General features: G+C 43.2%; 15 protein-coding genes. 11 read left to right on the top strand and 4 right to left on the bottom strand.

The window, feature by feature from the left end:
• Positions 1–38: 38 nt before the first annotated feature.
• The 9 genes from tssA (at position 39) to tssH (ending at position 11,913) form a co-directional block, all read left to right on the top strand.
• Positions 39–1,121, top strand: coding sequence for a type VI secretion system protein TssA (tssA, locus tag AB204_RS15620; protein ID WP_047964300.1), 1,083 nt, complete (start codon positions 39–41; stop codon positions 1,119–1,121).
• A 106-nt stretch (positions 1,122–1,227) separates the two neighbouring features.
• Positions 1,228–1,761, top strand: coding sequence for a type VI secretion system contractile sheath small subunit (tssB, locus tag AB204_RS15615; protein WP_047964299.1), 534 nt, complete (start codon positions 1,228–1,230; stop codon positions 1,759–1,761).
• Between the two features lie 3 nt (positions 1,762–1,764).
• Positions 1,765–3,267 carry a type VI secretion system contractile sheath large subunit gene (gene tssC, locus AB204_RS15610; RefSeq protein ID WP_047964298.1) on the top strand — a complete coding sequence of 501 codons (1,503 nt, stop codon included), beginning with the start codon at positions 1,765–1,767 and terminating at the stop codon, positions 3,265–3,267.
• Between the two features lie 139 nt (positions 3,268–3,406).
• Positions 3,407–3,901, top strand: coding sequence for an Hcp family type VI secretion system effector (locus AB204_RS15605; protein ID WP_047964297.1), 495 nt, complete (start codon positions 3,407–3,409; stop codon positions 3,899–3,901).
• An 80-nt stretch (positions 3,902–3,981) separates the two neighbouring features.
• On the top strand, positions 3,982–5,598 hold the full coding sequence (tagH, locus tag AB204_RS15600; RefSeq protein WP_235428107.1) for a type VI secretion system-associated FHA domain protein TagH: 1,617 nt from the start codon (positions 3,982–3,984) through the stop codon (positions 5,596–5,598).
• Between the two features lie 61 nt (positions 5,599–5,659).
• Positions 5,660–6,214 (top strand): type VI secretion system baseplate subunit TssE, encoded by a 555-nt coding sequence (gene tssE, locus AB204_RS15595; RefSeq protein WP_047964296.1) that lies wholly within the window; start codon positions 5,660–5,662, stop codon positions 6,212–6,214.
• A gap of 33 nt (positions 6,215–6,247) precedes the next feature.
• Positions 6,248–8,122 carry a type VI secretion system baseplate subunit TssF gene (gene tssF, locus AB204_RS15590; protein WP_047964295.1) on the top strand — a complete coding sequence of 625 codons (1,875 nt, stop codon included), beginning with the start codon at positions 6,248–6,250 and terminating at the stop codon, positions 8,120–8,122.
• A gap of 14 nt (positions 8,123–8,136) precedes the next feature.
• Positions 8,137–9,186 (top strand): type VI secretion system baseplate subunit TssG, encoded by a 1,050-nt coding sequence (tssG, locus tag AB204_RS15585; RefSeq protein WP_047964309.1) that lies wholly within the window; start codon positions 8,137–8,139, stop codon positions 9,184–9,186.
• A gap of 81 nt (positions 9,187–9,267) precedes the next feature.
• Positions 9,268–11,913 (top strand): type VI secretion system ATPase TssH, encoded by a 2,646-nt coding sequence (gene tssH, locus AB204_RS15580; protein WP_047964294.1) that lies wholly within the window; start codon positions 9,268–9,270, stop codon positions 11,911–11,913.
• A gap of 46 nt (positions 11,914–11,959) precedes the next feature.
• Here the strand turns inward: tssH and rimJ are convergent, their stop codons facing one another.
• Complete coding sequence (rimJ, locus tag AB204_RS15575; protein WP_047964293.1) at positions 11,960–12,544, bottom strand: ribosomal protein S5-alanine N-acetyltransferase; 585 nt, start codon at positions 12,542–12,544, stop codon at positions 11,960–11,962.
• Between the two features lie 173 nt (positions 12,545–12,717).
• On the opposite strand from rimJ, the gene mdtH reads away from it, so the two are divergent.
• A complete protein-coding gene (mdtH, locus tag AB204_RS15570; RefSeq protein WP_047964292.1) occupies positions 12,718–13,923 on the top strand; it encodes a multidrug efflux MFS transporter MdtH in 1,206 nt (401 codons plus the stop codon).
• A gap of 51 nt (positions 13,924–13,974) precedes the next feature.
• On the top strand, positions 13,975–14,538 hold the full coding sequence (locus AB204_RS15565) for a lipoprotein (protein ID WP_047964291.1): 564 nt from the start codon (positions 13,975–13,977) through the stop codon (positions 14,536–14,538).
• A gap of 134 nt (positions 14,539–14,672) precedes the next feature.
• On the opposite strand, the gene AB204_RS15560 is transcribed toward AB204_RS15565, so the two are convergent.
• The 3 genes from AB204_RS15560 to AB204_RS23565 form a co-directional block, all read right to left on the bottom strand.
• Positions 14,673–15,215 (bottom strand): TorD/DmsD family molecular chaperone, encoded by a 543-nt coding sequence (locus AB204_RS15560; protein WP_047964290.1) that lies wholly within the window; start codon positions 15,213–15,215, stop codon positions 14,673–14,675.
• Positions 15,216–15,294: 79 nt separating this feature from the next.
• Complete coding sequence (gene ghrA / locus AB204_RS15555; protein ID WP_047964289.1) at positions 15,295–16,242, bottom strand: glyoxylate/hydroxypyruvate reductase GhrA; 948 nt, start codon at positions 16,240–16,242, stop codon at positions 15,295–15,297.
• Positions 16,243–16,437: 195 nt separating this feature from the next.
• A partial coding sequence (locus AB204_RS23565; protein WP_235428106.1) for a hypothetical protein occupies positions 16,438–16,617 on the bottom strand: 180 nt, incomplete at its 5' end.

The following is a 16,617-nucleotide window of genomic DNA, read 5'->3' as shown; positions in this document are numbered from 1 at the left end:
ATCGCCTCACTTCAAACTGAATATAAGCTGAAGATACCATGAACATTGATACCTTACTTGCCCCAATCAGTGCGGAGTCTCCCTGTGGGGAATACCTCGAATATGATGATGGATTTCTGGCATTAGAACAAATCTTGTTCGAAAAACCGGAGCAGCAATTTGGTGATGTGCTGATTCCGGCCGAACCGCCTAACTGGATAGAAGTCGAAAAACACGCTATTCAACTGCTTTCCCGCTCCAAAGACCTACGCATCATCATTGCTCTTATTCAGTCATGGCTGAACATTCGGGGGTTGTCTGGTTATGCCGATGGGCTGGGTTTACTCCGTCAGACTCTGGAGCGTTATTGGGAAGAAGTATGGCCAAAGCTGGAATTCGATGGGGAGTATGATCTTTTACTTCGATTAAACACACTGGCAGCCATTGAAGATGGTTCACCTTGTACGATAAAAGCTCAGCGTTCCATTATCCTGAAAAGTGTTTCGCAGGAATTATCATTGCAGGAAGTTTGTTCACTCCTTAATGGCACAGTAACAGAAATCAAAGGTTATACCGGCGGGCGTACCAGATTAATAGATGAACTGAGGCAACAGCCCAATAGCCCTGAAATTATGGCAATAATAGCCATTCGTGAGCATCTTATCGCCCTGATTGATATTATTCGCCATCATTTATCCAATAATCACATACCAGAACTGCCACAATTCTTAAAACAGTTAGATACAATTATTGAATTTTGCCCCACTCATAATTCAGGAATGGATATTCCAGAGAATTCTGCCAATACAGAATTACCCGAATCGGCTCCGTCGATAAAACAGAAAATATCTATAGAACAGATAACCTTACCATCAACAACCGTTGCCAGCCCGGAAAAGATGCCATCATTCTCTTGGCATGAAACTGAGGCCAGTAACCGCGATGAAGCACGCATTTTATTGGAAAAAGCTAAAGCTTATTTTCTAAAGTACGAGCCAAGCCACCCGGCTCCAATGATGATTGATCGCATTCAGCGGCTAATTGACCGCGATTTTATGAAGATTATTCACGATCTTTCACCAGAAAGCGTAAGTCAACTCGAAATCGTTTTTGGGCGCCTAGGCAACTCTGATGTGGATTAATTACTGCTTATTTTAAGCCACAAATTTATTTGCTCGCGTACCTCTATATATCCAATGGGTTTCGACTTACTCATTTATCTATCTAGCCAATAATGGAGAATTTGCCATGAAGTCCAGTGGACAAAAGTTTATAGCCCGAAATCGTGCTCCCCGAGTACAGATTGAATACGATGTTGAACTTTACGGCTCGGAAAAAGTGGTTCAATTACCCTTTGTCATGGGAGTTCTGGCTGATTTAGCAGGAAAACCTTTAGAAGCCTTACCTGACGTCAATGATCGCAAATTTCTGGAAATTGACGTTGACAACTTTGATGAGCGCATGAACTCAATAAAACCCCGTGTAGCCTTTCAGGTTGATAATACCCTGACAGGTGATGGCAAATTGAACATTGAGTTATCGTTTGAAAATATGACGGATTTTCAGCCAGATGCCATAGCTAAAAAAGTAGAGCCCTTGGCTAAATTGCTGGAAGCCCGTACTCAATTGGCAAATCTGCTGTCTTATATGGACGGTAAAAACGGTGCAGAGAAACTGATTTCCGAAATATTGCAAAATCCCGCTCTACTGAAATCGTTGGCAGAAACGCCAAATCCTGAAGATACCGCTTCGGGAGATGACACTGAAGATATTAAGGAGTAATTGATGAGCGCAACTGAACAAGACACTCTGGTGCAGCAGGGGCAAGCATCGAAAGAATATTCCCCTGATGAGTTAAACACCTTGCTGAATAAGGAATTTCGTCCGCAAAGTGATCATACCCGCAATGCTGTTGAAAATGCGGTGAAAACGCTGGCACAGCAAGCATTGGAAAATACGGTGACTGTCTCTGGTGATACTTATCGTACCATTCAGTCATTGATTGCTGAAATCGATTCCAAAATATCACAGCAGATGAATCATATCTTGCACCATGAGGAATTCCAGACGCTGGAAGGCGCATGGCGTGGTTTGCATCATCTGATCAATAACACAGAAACCGATGAGACGTTGAAAATCCGTGTGATGTGCCTTTCCAAAAAGGAGTTGAGCAACACACTGAAACGTTTCAAAGGGGTTAGTTGGGATCAAAGCCCGATTTTCAAAAAAATCTATGAAGCGGAATACGGCCAGTTTGGTGGTGAACCATTCGGTTGTCTGGTGGGCGATTACTATTTCGACCACACTGCACCGGATGTTGAGCTTTTGCGCCAAATGGCACAAGTTAGCGCAGCAGCACACTGCCCGTTCATTTCAGGCGCATCGCCAAGTGTGATGCAAATGGAATCCTGGCAAGAATTAGCCAATCCCAGAGATCTGACAAAGATTTTCCAAAATACTGAATATGCGCCCTGGCGCAGTTTACGCGAATCGGAAGACGTACGTTATATCGGATTAGCACTGCCACGTTTTCTTTCCCGTTTACCCTACGGTGCTCTTACAAATCCCGTTGATAATTTCAATTTTGAGGAAAACACGGAAGGCCCGACTCATAACAACTACACTTGGTCAAATGCAGCTTATGCCATGGCGGTGAATATTAACCGCTCATTTAAACTGTATGGCTGGTGTACCTCTATTCGCGGTGTAGAGTCCGGCGGTATTGTGGAAAATCTCCCTTGCTACACGTTTCCCTCTGATGATGGCGGTGTAGATATGAAGTGCCCCACCGAGATTGCCATTAGCGATCGCCGTGAGGCAGAATTAGCAAAGAATGGTTTCATTCCATTATTGCATCGCAAAAACACCGACATGGCAGCCTTTATTGGTGCTCAATCACTGCAAAAACCATCCGAATATTACGATCCTGATGCCACTGCCAATGCTAACCTTTCAGCACGTCTGCCCTACTTATTCGCCTGCTGTCGTTTTGCTCACTACCTGAAATGTATCGTTCGCGACAAAATAGGGAGTTTCCAAGAACGCGCTGATATGGAACGCTGGCTTAATGACTGGATCACAAATTATGTGGATGGTGATCCTGTTAACTCATCACAAGGAACCAAAGCGAGAAAGCCGCTGGCAGCAGCAGAGGTTCTGGTAGAAGAAGTAGAGAGTAACCCAGGATATTATCAGGCTAAATTTTTCCTACGTCCTCATTATCAACTAGAAGGTTTGACCGTTTCCCTACGTCTGGTTTCAAAACTTCCTTCATTAAAAGGAGCATAACGCAACATTAGACATCATTCTTTCTAAACAATAGCCCATCCCTAATTTTCAGATAGCAACACACACCTATCTCTCTATAACCCCAATATTCATTTATTGGATTCAACTAAACTTTATTAATTAACTAAGGTGACAAATTATGTCTACTGCATCAGGCATTGATGCCTACATTCAATTTAAAGGTGTTTCAGGCGAAGCAGGCGATAAAGATTTCAAGGACTGGACAGCCGTTAAGTCATTCTCACTTCAACTGGCTAACCGCGTTAACCACGAAAATCAAGGTACTGGACTGGGTGCCGGTATTGTAGATGTTTCTGGCTTAACCCTGGAGCTTCTGTTTGATAAATCAGCCGTTACCCTGCGTCAATATATCGTCAAAGGAACACACATTAAAGAGACTACACTTAAAGTACGTCGCCAAGGTGGAGAACAACGAGATTGGTATAAGTTAGTTCTGTCAAATGCCTTAATCGCAGATTCCATCCTGACATACGGAGCGAACGGCTTCACTTCTTCACTAGTTGTAGCCTTTCAAAAACATAAAGAAAGTTACTTTTCTCAAGAATTTGCTTCAGGTGCCAAAGGTGCTGAAGTTAGTTACGATTGGGATTCTTACACTAACCAAGTCGGCTGATACACATATAAACCACATCAATAACTCCCCTCAGGGTACCTTGAGGGGAGTTACTCCATCAACAATAGGTATCCGTGATTATGCGATTCACCATTGTTAAAAACACGAGTACAAGTCAGCCTCCACAACAGAGTCATGATTTTCTTCCTCCTGGTGGCACTATCGGCCGCAGCGCAGATAATAACTGGTGTTTACCCGATGAAGATCTGGCTATTGCCCGGTTGCAAGCCATTGTATCCATTTCTGCTGATGGGGAATGTCGGATTAACAATCAAGGTACTGCATCTGATGTTTTACTGAATATGATACCTTTGGCACCTGATCGTCAGGTTGAAATCCGTGATGGTGATGTGCTGAATATCGGCAAATATCAAATTCAGGTCATTGATGTAAAGAGGAGTTCACCATCTCAGGCCGCTAACCTGACAAACAGTGATAAACAACAACCGAATGCGAATAAATCAAAAATTCCCAACGAAGTTTGGGACGATCTTGAACAAATTCTTACGACATCCAATCCCTTATCTCCTTCAGATCCGCATCAGGCAACACCGAACACACAGAGATTGAACGATAATCATCCTCTGGTAGGAGAACAGCAGCATAAGGAGCGGAATCCGATTGATCCCTTAGCGCAAATGGAGGCGACAACCAATCTTGAAACGCTACAGTTACGGGCGACAGATCCCATTGCTATGTTCGATTCAGATACGACTTTTCAGCGGGAAAATATCCTAAATGATCATAGCCCTACAACGTTATTGCAACGCAATGAACGAGATGGCAATCAAGATGAAGATAAAAAGGAAGTGGACCCACTGACATTGTTTGATGACAAACAAATCAACCCCATACAGCATGCCAAAAATAATGATGATCCCCTGAACATGTTGTTGGATAACGCAGCCCCACTCAACTCTTTGGGTGGCACAACTATTTCCGAACCTCAATTTATTTCTGAACCTCAATTTACTCCCGAACCAGAAAAACCCAAACAAGAAACAACTCAAGCACAGATAAAGAATCCCATAGAGGAAATTCTCCATCATCATCAGGATAATGTCCATCATCAAAACAACGAAGCCATATTGGAAGGAAAATTGCTGACAGCCTTGCTGGATGGCATGGGGCTGAAAGATTTCCACAGAGTGCAATTTGATGAACACCAAATGTATCAGTTAGGGCAACTGGTTAGTCAATTATCTCAAGGTATCGTGGTACTTAACGCCTCTCGCAATTTACTTAAACGCAAAGCAGATGCAGACATACCCCAAATGCAATCAGATGCAAATAATCCATTTAAACTTTTACCTTCGGGTCAATCTATTTTGGCACTGATATTTGGCGGTCATATGCCCGGGTTTATGCCGCTTGAGCAGGCAACCCGCGATGTTCTGATCGAATTACAGGCTCATCAATTGGGGATGATTGCGGGATTACGAGCCAATGTGACAGACATATTGCAATTATTCCACCCCGTTCTTCTTGAACAAAAAGCACAGAGTGAAGGGTGTTTACCCCGTTTGTCTCTATCGTCAACCTACAAAGCATCAATGTGGGATTACCTCATCAAATATTATCAAACAACCGCCAGTGAGCTTGAACAGGATTCTGTCCTGTTTGGCGAAGGCTTTCTGCAAGCCTATGAAGCAGAAGTTAATCGGTATAAAGACTTCCAAGACAGAACCCAAAAATAACGTTTATCGCTAACCATTTTCTCATCACGCCCCCATTACCCTGACGATCAATAGGTAACCCATGAATGACAATATCACTTTGCTGCATGGTGGTTATCGCAGCCGAAATAAAGCTGCGCGTATTACTGCCAAAGATAGAATGCAGCCTCTTTTGCTGGATAAACTCACAGATAACGAACCTGATAAAAAACAAGAAGCTACCAACAGTTTTCTTCTGTCACACAGTGCCTTGCGACAAAGTGTCCTGAGAGATTTGCAATGGTTACTCAATAGTATCAATAGTGAATCAGAGCAAGATTTGAGTCCATTTCCAGAGATCCTTCGTTCTGTTTATAACTTTGGTTTACCTCCTCTGGCGGGTAAATACGTGTCAGGAATAGAATGGGAAGATATTCAACATAGAATCATTAGGGCTATTCACATATTCGAACCACGTATCATCCCCGATGAGCTTGAGATAAATTGTATTTCCGATACCCATTCATTGACTTTATACAACACCTTATCCGTCGAAATAAAAGGATTTTTGTGGTGTGTTCCTTGGCCACTCGAATTCCTATTCCGCAGTGATATCGATCTGGAAAATGGTTACTTCACCATACGAGAAGCCGGATAACGTTAAGATAAAGACAACATAAGAGGGGCGTCCATGGACAGTAAACTGCTTGAGTACTATAACCGTGAATTGGTGTATTTACGTGAAATGGGCAAAGAATTTGCCGAACGTTATCCGAAAGTCGCCAATCGTCTGGGAATGCATGGTATCGACATTGTCGATCCCTATGTTGAACGTCTTATGGAAGGTTTTGCTTTTCTGACTTCCCGCATCCAATTAAAAATGGATGCTGAATTTCCGCACTTTTCCGAGCATTTACTGGAGATGCTATATCCTAATTATCTATCCCCGGCTCCTTCAATGGCGATTGTCGAACTCCAGCCTGATACCAGCAAGGGGGATATCAGCCATGGGTTTTTAGTGCCACGTGGAACTATCATGCACTGCCAGACGTTGAAAAAGGACGGCATTACTTTTCACTATGCCACAACTCAAGATGTCACCTTACAACCGTTACATCTGCAACATGTTGAACTTGGCAAAATTCCTGCCAATCTTCCACTGGTGGCACTAAACCTTCACCAATATGGTGCCGTCAGCGCCCTGCGCATTCATCTGAAATGCAAGGAAAAGTTTTTCCTCAATGAATTGGATCTTAACAAACTGGTCTTTTTTCTTTCAGGTCCAGATATTCAATCCCAACAATTGTTGGAACTGATCATGGAACATTCTGTTGGCATGGTATGTAAGACGCTTGGCGATAACTCTCAATATCAGGTTTTACCCGATATTTTTCCACATCATGAGGGATTTGATGATGACCAATCATTACTCCCTAACGATCCGCGTAATTTCAGCGGATACCGGCAACTTCAAGAATATTTTGCTTTTCCGGCACGTTTTCAATTCATTAGTATCAGCGGTATGGGATCTTTACTGAAACAAACCGAAGAAAAGAACGAATTTGAACTGATTCTGCTATTGAATAAAGTCGATGCTGACTTGGAACGCCTGATAGATGCCTCTTACCTGACCCTAAACAGTACGCCTGTCATTAATTTATTTCCCAAAGTCACTGAACGTGTCACAGTGGAAGAAAATTCCAATGAATATCATTTGGTTGTTGATAATACCCGACCTCTGGATTACGAAATTTTTTCGGTACAACGTCTGCGCGGCGTTGATATCACCCATAAAGAAACGCGAGTATTCAGACCCTTCTGGTCTACTTTCAGCGATGATAAAAACAACTATGGCGCTTATTTTTCTTTGCGCCGTGATCCCCGTATTTTATCTGAACAAGCCCGCCAATACGGGACGCGATCCAGTTATGTTGGTACAGAAACATTTGTTTCCATTGTTGATGAACAACACTCACCATGGCCCAATAAGCTAAAATTCCTGACTGCCGATATCATGTGCACCAACCGTGATTTGTCTGCGATACTGCGCCAACAAGATCTCGACAATTTTGCCATGCTAGATTCCATTCCCATCAATAAAATTATGTTTCTAAAAAGGCCAACAGCCCCACGCCCGGCCTTGGCACAAGGTTCAGTCTCCTGGAACTTAATCAGTCAGCTTCAACTTAATTACTCGCACTTCATGGACAAAAATGACGAAAAAGGAACTCAAGCATTACGGCAATTGTTAAGTCTGTATGCCAACCTTGCAGAGCCAGCCATCATTCGCCAGATTAATGGCATTCGCCATTGTTCATTAAAAACTATTTATCGACGGGTTCCTGAACCCGGCCCGATAGTTTTTGCCCGTGGCGTCAGTATTCGGTTGGAAGTGAATGAACAAGAATTTGCAGGAACCAGCCCTTGGTTGTTAGGCAGCGTACTGGAAAAACTCTTCTCTAATCTGGTAACCATGAATTCCTTTACTGAAATGACATTGTATAGCCAGCAGCGGGGCAATATCGGTTTTTGGCCTGCCCAGATGGGTAATAAGAAATTGATATAAAAGACAAAATGAATATGAATCAAGAAAACACCATCTCCATTCATCGTATATGTCGCTTGCCCGATGATTTTTGGAAGCAGCTCACCCAAGCGCCATGGAAATTCGATTTATTCCAAACCCTACGCCGCATAGATGCTCAATCCGGGGAATATTACATGCTCGGGTCTGCCCCATTGCCAAAATACGATCTCTTGCGGTTAGGGCAAAAAGCGTCCATGATTTTCGCGCCATCTACCATATCTGAAGTCAAACAACGGGAAAACTCAAAACTCTATGATATGTTGATTTACAGTTTCGGTTTATTTGGCCCCAATGGGCCATTGCCATTACACATGACCGAATATACCTATGCACGGCAATATAATTATCAGGACACTACCCTGAACGCATTTACCAATCTATTTCATCATAGATTAATCCTGTTATTCTATCGCGCCTGGGCCAATGCCCAACCAACCGTATCACTAGACCGTCAGGATAACCAACGCTTCTGCCATTATCTTTCCTGCCTGATAGGTATGGGATTGTCCGCTCAGGAAAAAACAGAATCGATTAGTGAACATGCCCGTTATTCACTCTCTGGTCACCTATCCCGCCAAGGGCATAACGCAGAAGGACTGGCAAAGATACTATTCGGTTATTTCAATATTCCGCTAAAAATTATACAAAATATCCCTCAATGGCTAGAAATCGGAGTACCCGATCAGGCTCAGTTAAGTGCAGGACGCAATATGCCCCGTTTAGGTATCTCTGCCTTTTTGGGGACGGCCCTATACGATATCCAACATAAATTTCGCATTGAATTGGGGCCGTTAAGAATGGCTGAGTATGGTATGTTCTTGCCGGGCGGGCCAAAATCACAACAATTGCGTGACTGGATTTATCAATATCTGGGGATTGAATACGCGTGGGATGTTCGATTGATACTCCATCAATCTGATGTCAAAGGAATTCATCTATCAGAACCGACAAAATTGGGCCTGAACAGTTGGCTTGGCAAAATTGAACAGCCAGCCCATCGCGGAGATCTACTCTATAACTCAGAGTACTTCATTGCTTCTTAGCGCACTTTCTGTCTCCACATTATTTCCACGCTGTCTCTACACGCATAACTTCTGTTAACAATAAGCTACGGACTATATTCTATGTCAGAAATCAGCCGTTCTGTCCTCTTTGGCAAACTTAACCGTATTTTGTTCACTTCTTTGGAAAATGCCACAGCCTTTTGCAAACTACGCGGCAATCCTTATGTCGAATTAGTACATTGGTTGCATCAACTCATGCAACAACAAAACAGCGACCTAAGGCAACTTATCCGCCATTTTGCACTGGATGAATCCGCACTGACTAAAGATATTGTTACAGCACTGGATCGCTTACCACGCGGAGCCAGTGCCATCTCTGATCTTTCTGAGCATATTGATAATGCGGTAGAACGCGCCTGGGTATACGGCTCACTTAAATTTGGCGTGAATGAGATTCGCAGTGCGCATTTGCTGATAGGCATATTGAAAACCTTTAACTTACGCAACGCATTGAAATCCATTTCCCCTCAGTTTGACCGTATTAATGCGGATATTCTACTCGACAATTTCAGTGAAATTTGCAGCGAGAGTGATGAATCTCAGGCAAGGACATCACCATCAGATGCACAGGCAGAGGCAAAATCAGCATTACAACAATCGGCATTACAACAATCAGCATTACAGCAATATGGACAAGAATTGACTGCCCGTGCACGTAACGGTGAAATGGACCCCGTATCCGGGCGCGATGAAGAAATTCGTCAAATCGTTGATATCCTGATGCGCCGCCGTCAAAATAACCCCCTCTTAACGGGTGAAGCCGGCGTTGGCAAAACCGCTGTCATTGAAGGATTGGCATTGAGGATTGTCGCAGGAGAAGTTCCTCCACCTTTGCGCAATGTCCAGCTTTGGCTGTTGGACATCGGAATGCTACAAGCAGGAGCCAGCGTCAAAGGTGAATTCGAATCTCGTGTACGTAAAGTGATTGATGAAGTGCAATCCAGCCCAATTCCGATCATTCTGTTCATTGATGAAATCCATACCTTAATCGGTGCTGGCGGACAACAAGGAACCGGAGATGCTGCAAATCTGTTGAAACCTGCGTTAGCACGCGGTCAATTACGTACTCTTGGCGCCACTACCTGGTCTGAATATAAAAAATATATCGAAAAAGATCCTGCCCTGACCCGCCGTTTTCAAGTTGTTCAGGTTCATGAGCCTGATGAGACTAAAGCACTGCTCATGCTACGCAGCCTGATCCATCCTCTGGAGCAACATCATCACGTGCTCTTACTGGATGAAGCCGTTGAGGCTGCCGTTCGCCTTTCACATCGCTATATCCCTGCCCGCCAGTTACCAGATAAGGCAGTGGCCCTGCTCGATACCGCTTGCGCCAGAGTTGCCGTCAGCCAACATGCAGAACCACCGCAACTGGAAAATTGTCGTCACCGCATAGATTCATTGCAAATTGAACTGGAAATTGCCGAACGAGAATTCAAAGTCGGCATCGGTGATAAACAACGTTCAGAAACCATTCTTAATGAACTATCGACTTTGGAAGAACAAAGAACTCAGTTGCAAGAGCGCTGGGAACAGGAACTTTTATTGATTAATAAAATTATTCATCTGCGAATGGAATTACATGAAGAACAGCATGACGGGTTTCATGAAGAGTTTGAGACAAAACACGCTGAATTGTCAGAATTACAGCAACAATTGAAAACTCTGCAAGGAGAAGAACCCCTTATCTTTGCTGCCGTAGATGACAATGTTGTTTCTTCAGTTGTTTCAGACTGGACGGGCATTCCTCTCAACCGAATGGTCAAAGACGAAATTGATGCCGTATTACAGTTGGCTGATACACTCAGCCAGCGCGTCATTGGTCAGTATCATGGGCTAGAGTTAATCGCCAAACGTGTACGCACTTCACGCGCCAAACTGGATGATCCCAATAAACCGGTCGGCGTATTCATGTTATGCGGCCCTTCTGGCGTGGGTAAAACTGAAACAGCTCTCGCCCTTGCAGAGACACTGTATGGTGGAGAACAAAACCTCATCACCATCAATATGAGTGAGTTTCAGGAAGCACATACGGTATCTACCTTGAAAGGAGCTCCGCCCGGCTATGTCGGTTATGGTGAAGGCGGTGTGCTGACTGAAGCTGTCCGACGCCGTCCCTACAGTGTGGTATTGTTGGATGAAATAGAAAAAGCGCATCCCGATGTCCATGAAATTTTCTTCCAAGTCTTTGATAAAGGCTGGATGGAAGATGGAGAAGGACGCCATATTGATTTCCGGAATACGATCATTATTCTGACATCCAATGTTGGTGCTGATTTAGTCAGCACATTCTGTACTCAACAGGACACTATCCCGGAGCCAGATGAACTCAGCACTGCATTGCGTAAGCCATTATTGAATGTGTTTCCTGCGGCCCTGCTGGGGCGATTGCTGGTCATTCCTTACTACCCATTAAGTGATGAAGTGATGACCAGTATTGTGCATCTACAATTAGGAAGAATTAAAAAACGTCTGTTGGAAAATCATGGCATTACAGCGACATTTGATGATGCAATGGTTGAGCATATCGTCAGCAGATGTACAGAAATTGAATCGGGTGGGCGCATGGTTGATGCTATCCTGACAAATACTTTGCTGCCGCAAATCAGCCAGCAACTGCTTTTTGCCAGTGCCCACGATGAACACTATCGTCAATTGCAAGTATCCCTTGAGCAAGATGAGTTTCAATTCCAGTTCACTGATTAGACAGACAGTTAATCAAAAAACCACCCACTTGCAGAATATTTTTGCCTTATAAACCAACACCCCATAAGTGATCAGTCAGCGCTGTCAGTATATGATCTTGCCAAGTGCCATCAATCATTAAGTAATTTTTAGCATAACCTTCTTGTTCGAAACCGAGCTTCTTGAGCAGGTTTCCACTGCGATGGTTATGCGGCATATAGTTGGCCATAATCCGATGCATTTTCTGATAGCGCTGCATATAACGAATTGCCGGCAACAATGCTTCATACATTAACCCCTGTCCCTGCCATTTTTCACCTAAAGAATAACCAAGATAACAGGAGTGAAATGCTCCACGCATAATATTGGTGAAATTAGCGACACCCATGATTTCATTTTCATCAGGGCCTAATAATAAGAAATTAAATGTCGCCTCCTTCCGTTGCAATTCCGCAATATAACTCAATCTATTTGCCCACCCCGAAGGTTGATAAAAACTACTATCCCTTGTTGGTTCCCATGGCTTAAGGAAATCTTTATTTTCTGCATAATATTCAGCCAGCCGATAAGCATCCCGTTCATACACCAGACGAACGACCATTCTATCCGTAATAAAGCGAATTTTGGGTGATGCAGAACGATAACCAAACATGCTTTCTCCTGATATTTATCTTGAAAAATTTTTCAATAATTTAGCTCTTATGGAAATGATTATCACCCTCCCACGATAAAAAAATATCATCTTCATCCCCCTACCTTAAAGCTCAAATTAAGTCCAAAATAATAAAAAATCACATTTATCTTTTTATATTTCAATGGTGCAAAATGTCATTAGTTTCACAAGCACGCAGCTTGGGTAAATATTTTCTTTTGTTCGATAATTTATTAGTTGTTTTAGGATTTTTCGTTGTTTTTCCCTTAATTTCCATTCGTTTCGTCGAACAACTGGGTTGGGCCGCCGTTATCGTCGGTCTTGCTCTGGGTCTGCGCCAGCTTGTGCAGCAAGGATTGGGTATTTTTGGCGGAGCTATTGCAGACAGGTTCGGTGCCAAGCCAATGATTGTCACGGGCATGTTATTGCGTGCATTGGGTTTTGCCCTGATGGCAATCGCTTCTGAGCCTTGGATATTGATTTTCTCCTGTGTTTTATCGGGGTTGGGCGGAACATTATTTGATCCTCCAAGAGCGGCATTGATCATTAAATTGACCCGCCCCCATGAACGAGGGCGCTTTTATTCGCTCTTATTGATGCAAGACAGCGCAGGAGCCGTCATTGGCGCACTGATAGGAAGCTGGTTGCTGCAATATAATTTCAATATCGTCTGTTGGATTGGGGCAGCGGTGTTTGTGTTCGCTGCTTTATTTAACGCATGGCTCCTGCCTGCATACCGTATATCAACAACCCGAACGCCCATCAAGGAAGGTATGGGTCGTGTCATCAAAGATCGTCGATTCTTTTACTATGTGCTGACGTTGACCGGTTATTTTATTTTGTCAGTACAAGTCATGTTGATGTTTCCGATCATTATCCATGAAATTTCCGGTACGGCGACTGCCGTTAAGTGGATGTATGCTATTGAAGCGGTGATTTCCCTGACTCTGCTCTATCCTATCGCGCGCTGGAGTGAAAAACATTTTCGCCAGGAACAACGTTTGATGGCGGGTCTGTTTTTAATGAGTATCTGCATGTTCCCAATCGGTTGGGTCAGTCAATTGCATCTCATCTTTGGTTTAATAAGCTTATTCTATCTGGGGATGGTGACAGCAGAACCTGCCCGTGAAACATTGAGTGCGTCACTGGCTGATCCCCGCGCTCGTGGCAGTTATATGGGATTTAGCCGGTTAGGGCTGGCGCTGGGCGGCGCATTTGGTTATACCGGCGGTGGATGGCTCTATGACACAGGCAAGAACTTGAATATGCCGCAATTACCGTGGCTTTTGCTGGGATTAGCGGGCTTAATAACTATTTATGCCCTGAATCGCCAATTCAATCAGAAGAAGATTGAACCTGTCATGATTAACAAACATTAATTACACAATTAATCGTGTAAAATCTGCCTGTTGAAAATAAAAGGAGACAACATGAGAAGATTTTTCTTAGGAGCAGTATTGGTACTGGTGGGTCTAATCAGCGGCTGTGATCAATTCAAGGAAGTCAGCATCAGCGAAAGCTTACTTAATGACTATTTATTAAAAAAAGTTCATTATCAAAAGCAAATCAGTATACCTGGGATAGCCCAAGCCAATATTACATTGGGTGATTTAACCAGTCAGGTGGGCCGTCAAGATCCAGAAAAAATTGAACTATCAACTCAAGCAAAAGTTCAATTGACGAGTTTGCTGGGAGCAACTCAGGCTGACATGAAACTGACTATCAGAGCTAAGCCAGTATTCAATGCAGAAAAAAGGGCTATTTTCATTAAAAACTTAGAGGTTGTCGACTACCAGACAACACCAGAAAAAGCTGCCACTCCGATGAAGGCTTTGATGCCTTACTTGAATACTTCGTTGAGCGAATTCTTTGATATTCACCCGGTTTATGTTCTAAATCCAGAAAAAAGCAAAGCTGAATCTGCTGCTGTAACATTAGCCAAAGGGTTGGAAGTTAAGCCTGGAAAATTGGTTATCAATTTGACTGATAAATAATTTTCATTACCAATAAAATAGTAAAGGCAAGCTATTAATTAATAGCTTGCCTTTATTTTACCTATTATTTAACAATAGATTTATCTATAAGCTTGTCTTTTTAAAACAGATACTAAATCGATAAAGTGACATTGTCACTCAGATTCAAGCTCTTCACGCAACGCCTGCAATGCTTCGCGAGTGACAATCGCTAAAGTTCGATAAAAACCACTGACTGCATGGGCTTCAACTTTACCGAGAAATTGCCCACACCAAGGTAACAAATACTCATCAAACAAGGTAATTTGAGCCTGAACTTCGTCTTCTGCCGACTGATCTTCCAACCATGACGCAGCCAGCAATAAAGAACCGAATTGATCAGCAGGAGTTTCAGACAAAGGCATACCCCGTTCTGCTAAAAACTGACGGACTTCACTTTCTTTTTCATCAGTATAATCAGAACGGCAAACGGGCACACCAGCAGATTCTCCAATAAACAGAGATTGATAATCCGCTTCAATCACCGATAATTCACTGTTTTGCTGTAATCTCTCCAGTAATTCGTCCTGTTCCAAAGGCCATGCCTGTTTCAGTTTCCCCTCTGCAATCATAGCAATCAAAGGTTGCAGAACAGGATCTTGTGGTGCACGGTTAAATAATGTTCCCAAAATACGGCAAACAATAGAAAATTCGTTCATGATTTCATCCAATCTCAATAACTTAAATAATAAATGCGGCTATTGTCCCTAATCGTCTGCCTTGCTGTAAAGCAACTTGTTAGTAGCCACGAGCCATATCAACAAGACCTGTGGGTGACTCCCCATTTTCGATTCGTCGAATGTTTTCACAAATAACATCCATCGCCTCTTCAGGAATGGTAATCGCCGCAATATGTGGCGTGATATTAATGCGTGGATGAGTCCAAAAAGGATGAAGATTTGATAATGGCTCTTTAACAAATACGTCAAGCGTTGCACCAGCGACACAACCTTCATCAATAGCAGTCAATAAATCCCGTTCAACGAGCTGAGCACCTCGCGCCATATTAATCACATATGAGCCAGATTTTAACTGACTAAATAATGAAAAATTGAGGATACCCTGAGTTTCCGGCGTATTTGGCAGGAGATTAATCAACACCTTGCATTCAGAAAGAAAATCACTTAGCTGCCCTTCTCCGTAAAAGCTTTCAACATTGTCGATTTGTTTTGGCGTACGGCTCCAGCAACGAACTTTGAAATCAAATTCCCGCAATTTTTCAATAACACCCCGCCCTAAAACCCCTGCCCCTAAGACACCGATAACAAACTTTTCCCGGTTATAGGGAGCCACTGGCTTCCAAATGCGCTGCTCCTGAAATTGTTTATATTCGTCCATGCGGCGGAAATAGTATAAAACGGCATTAACGGCATATTCCTGCATCTGCCGGGCCATTCCTGTATCTTCAAGGCGTATTAATGGAACCCCCGCAGGCAGCATGCCCGGATTTTCCGATTCTTGTTTAAGGACAGCATCCACACCTGCGCCAAGTGCAAATATGCCTTTTATATTCTGACGATTTGCTAACATTTCATAGGGAGGTAACCAGACTAGCGCATAATCAGCGGGAGCATCATCACCATGAACCCAGTGCCGGACTTTAGCTTCAGGCAATCTGGTTTGTATTCCCTGAATCCATTTATCAGCGTTAAAGTTAAAGGAAGGGTGATAAAAAATGATGTTCATAAAATCTCATTCCTTTTTGTTTTTCTGATAGGGTTAACCTATTACCGAAAGGTTGCAAGCTTCCGGTGGAAAGACGGGAGTGAAAATATTAATAATGTTATCTGCTTAACATATTTGCCATGATTCGTTGCAGAAAAAGTGCATTCACTTTCATAATTGGTTGCCAAGCATGCAAATTGTTTTTTATTTGTCTAATCAATCAAAAAGCCGGAAAAAATCGTCACAACCCTGTTGACGCCTGCTTTGCTTTTCCCTATAGTAGCGCCCCGTTGCAGCGATGAACTCAAACGAGTTAACTGCAATAACAAAATATGGTGAGGTGTCCGAGAGGCTGAAGGAGCACGCCTGGAAAGTGTGTATACGTGAAAACGTATC

This window comes from Xenorhabdus khoisanae (assembly GCF_001037465.1).
Classification (GTDB): domain Bacteria; phylum Pseudomonadota; class Gammaproteobacteria; order Enterobacterales; family Enterobacteriaceae; genus Xenorhabdus; species Xenorhabdus khoisanae.
Note: the sequence above shows the minus strand (reverse complement) of the source record. Positions and strands in the feature narration are given on the sequence as shown.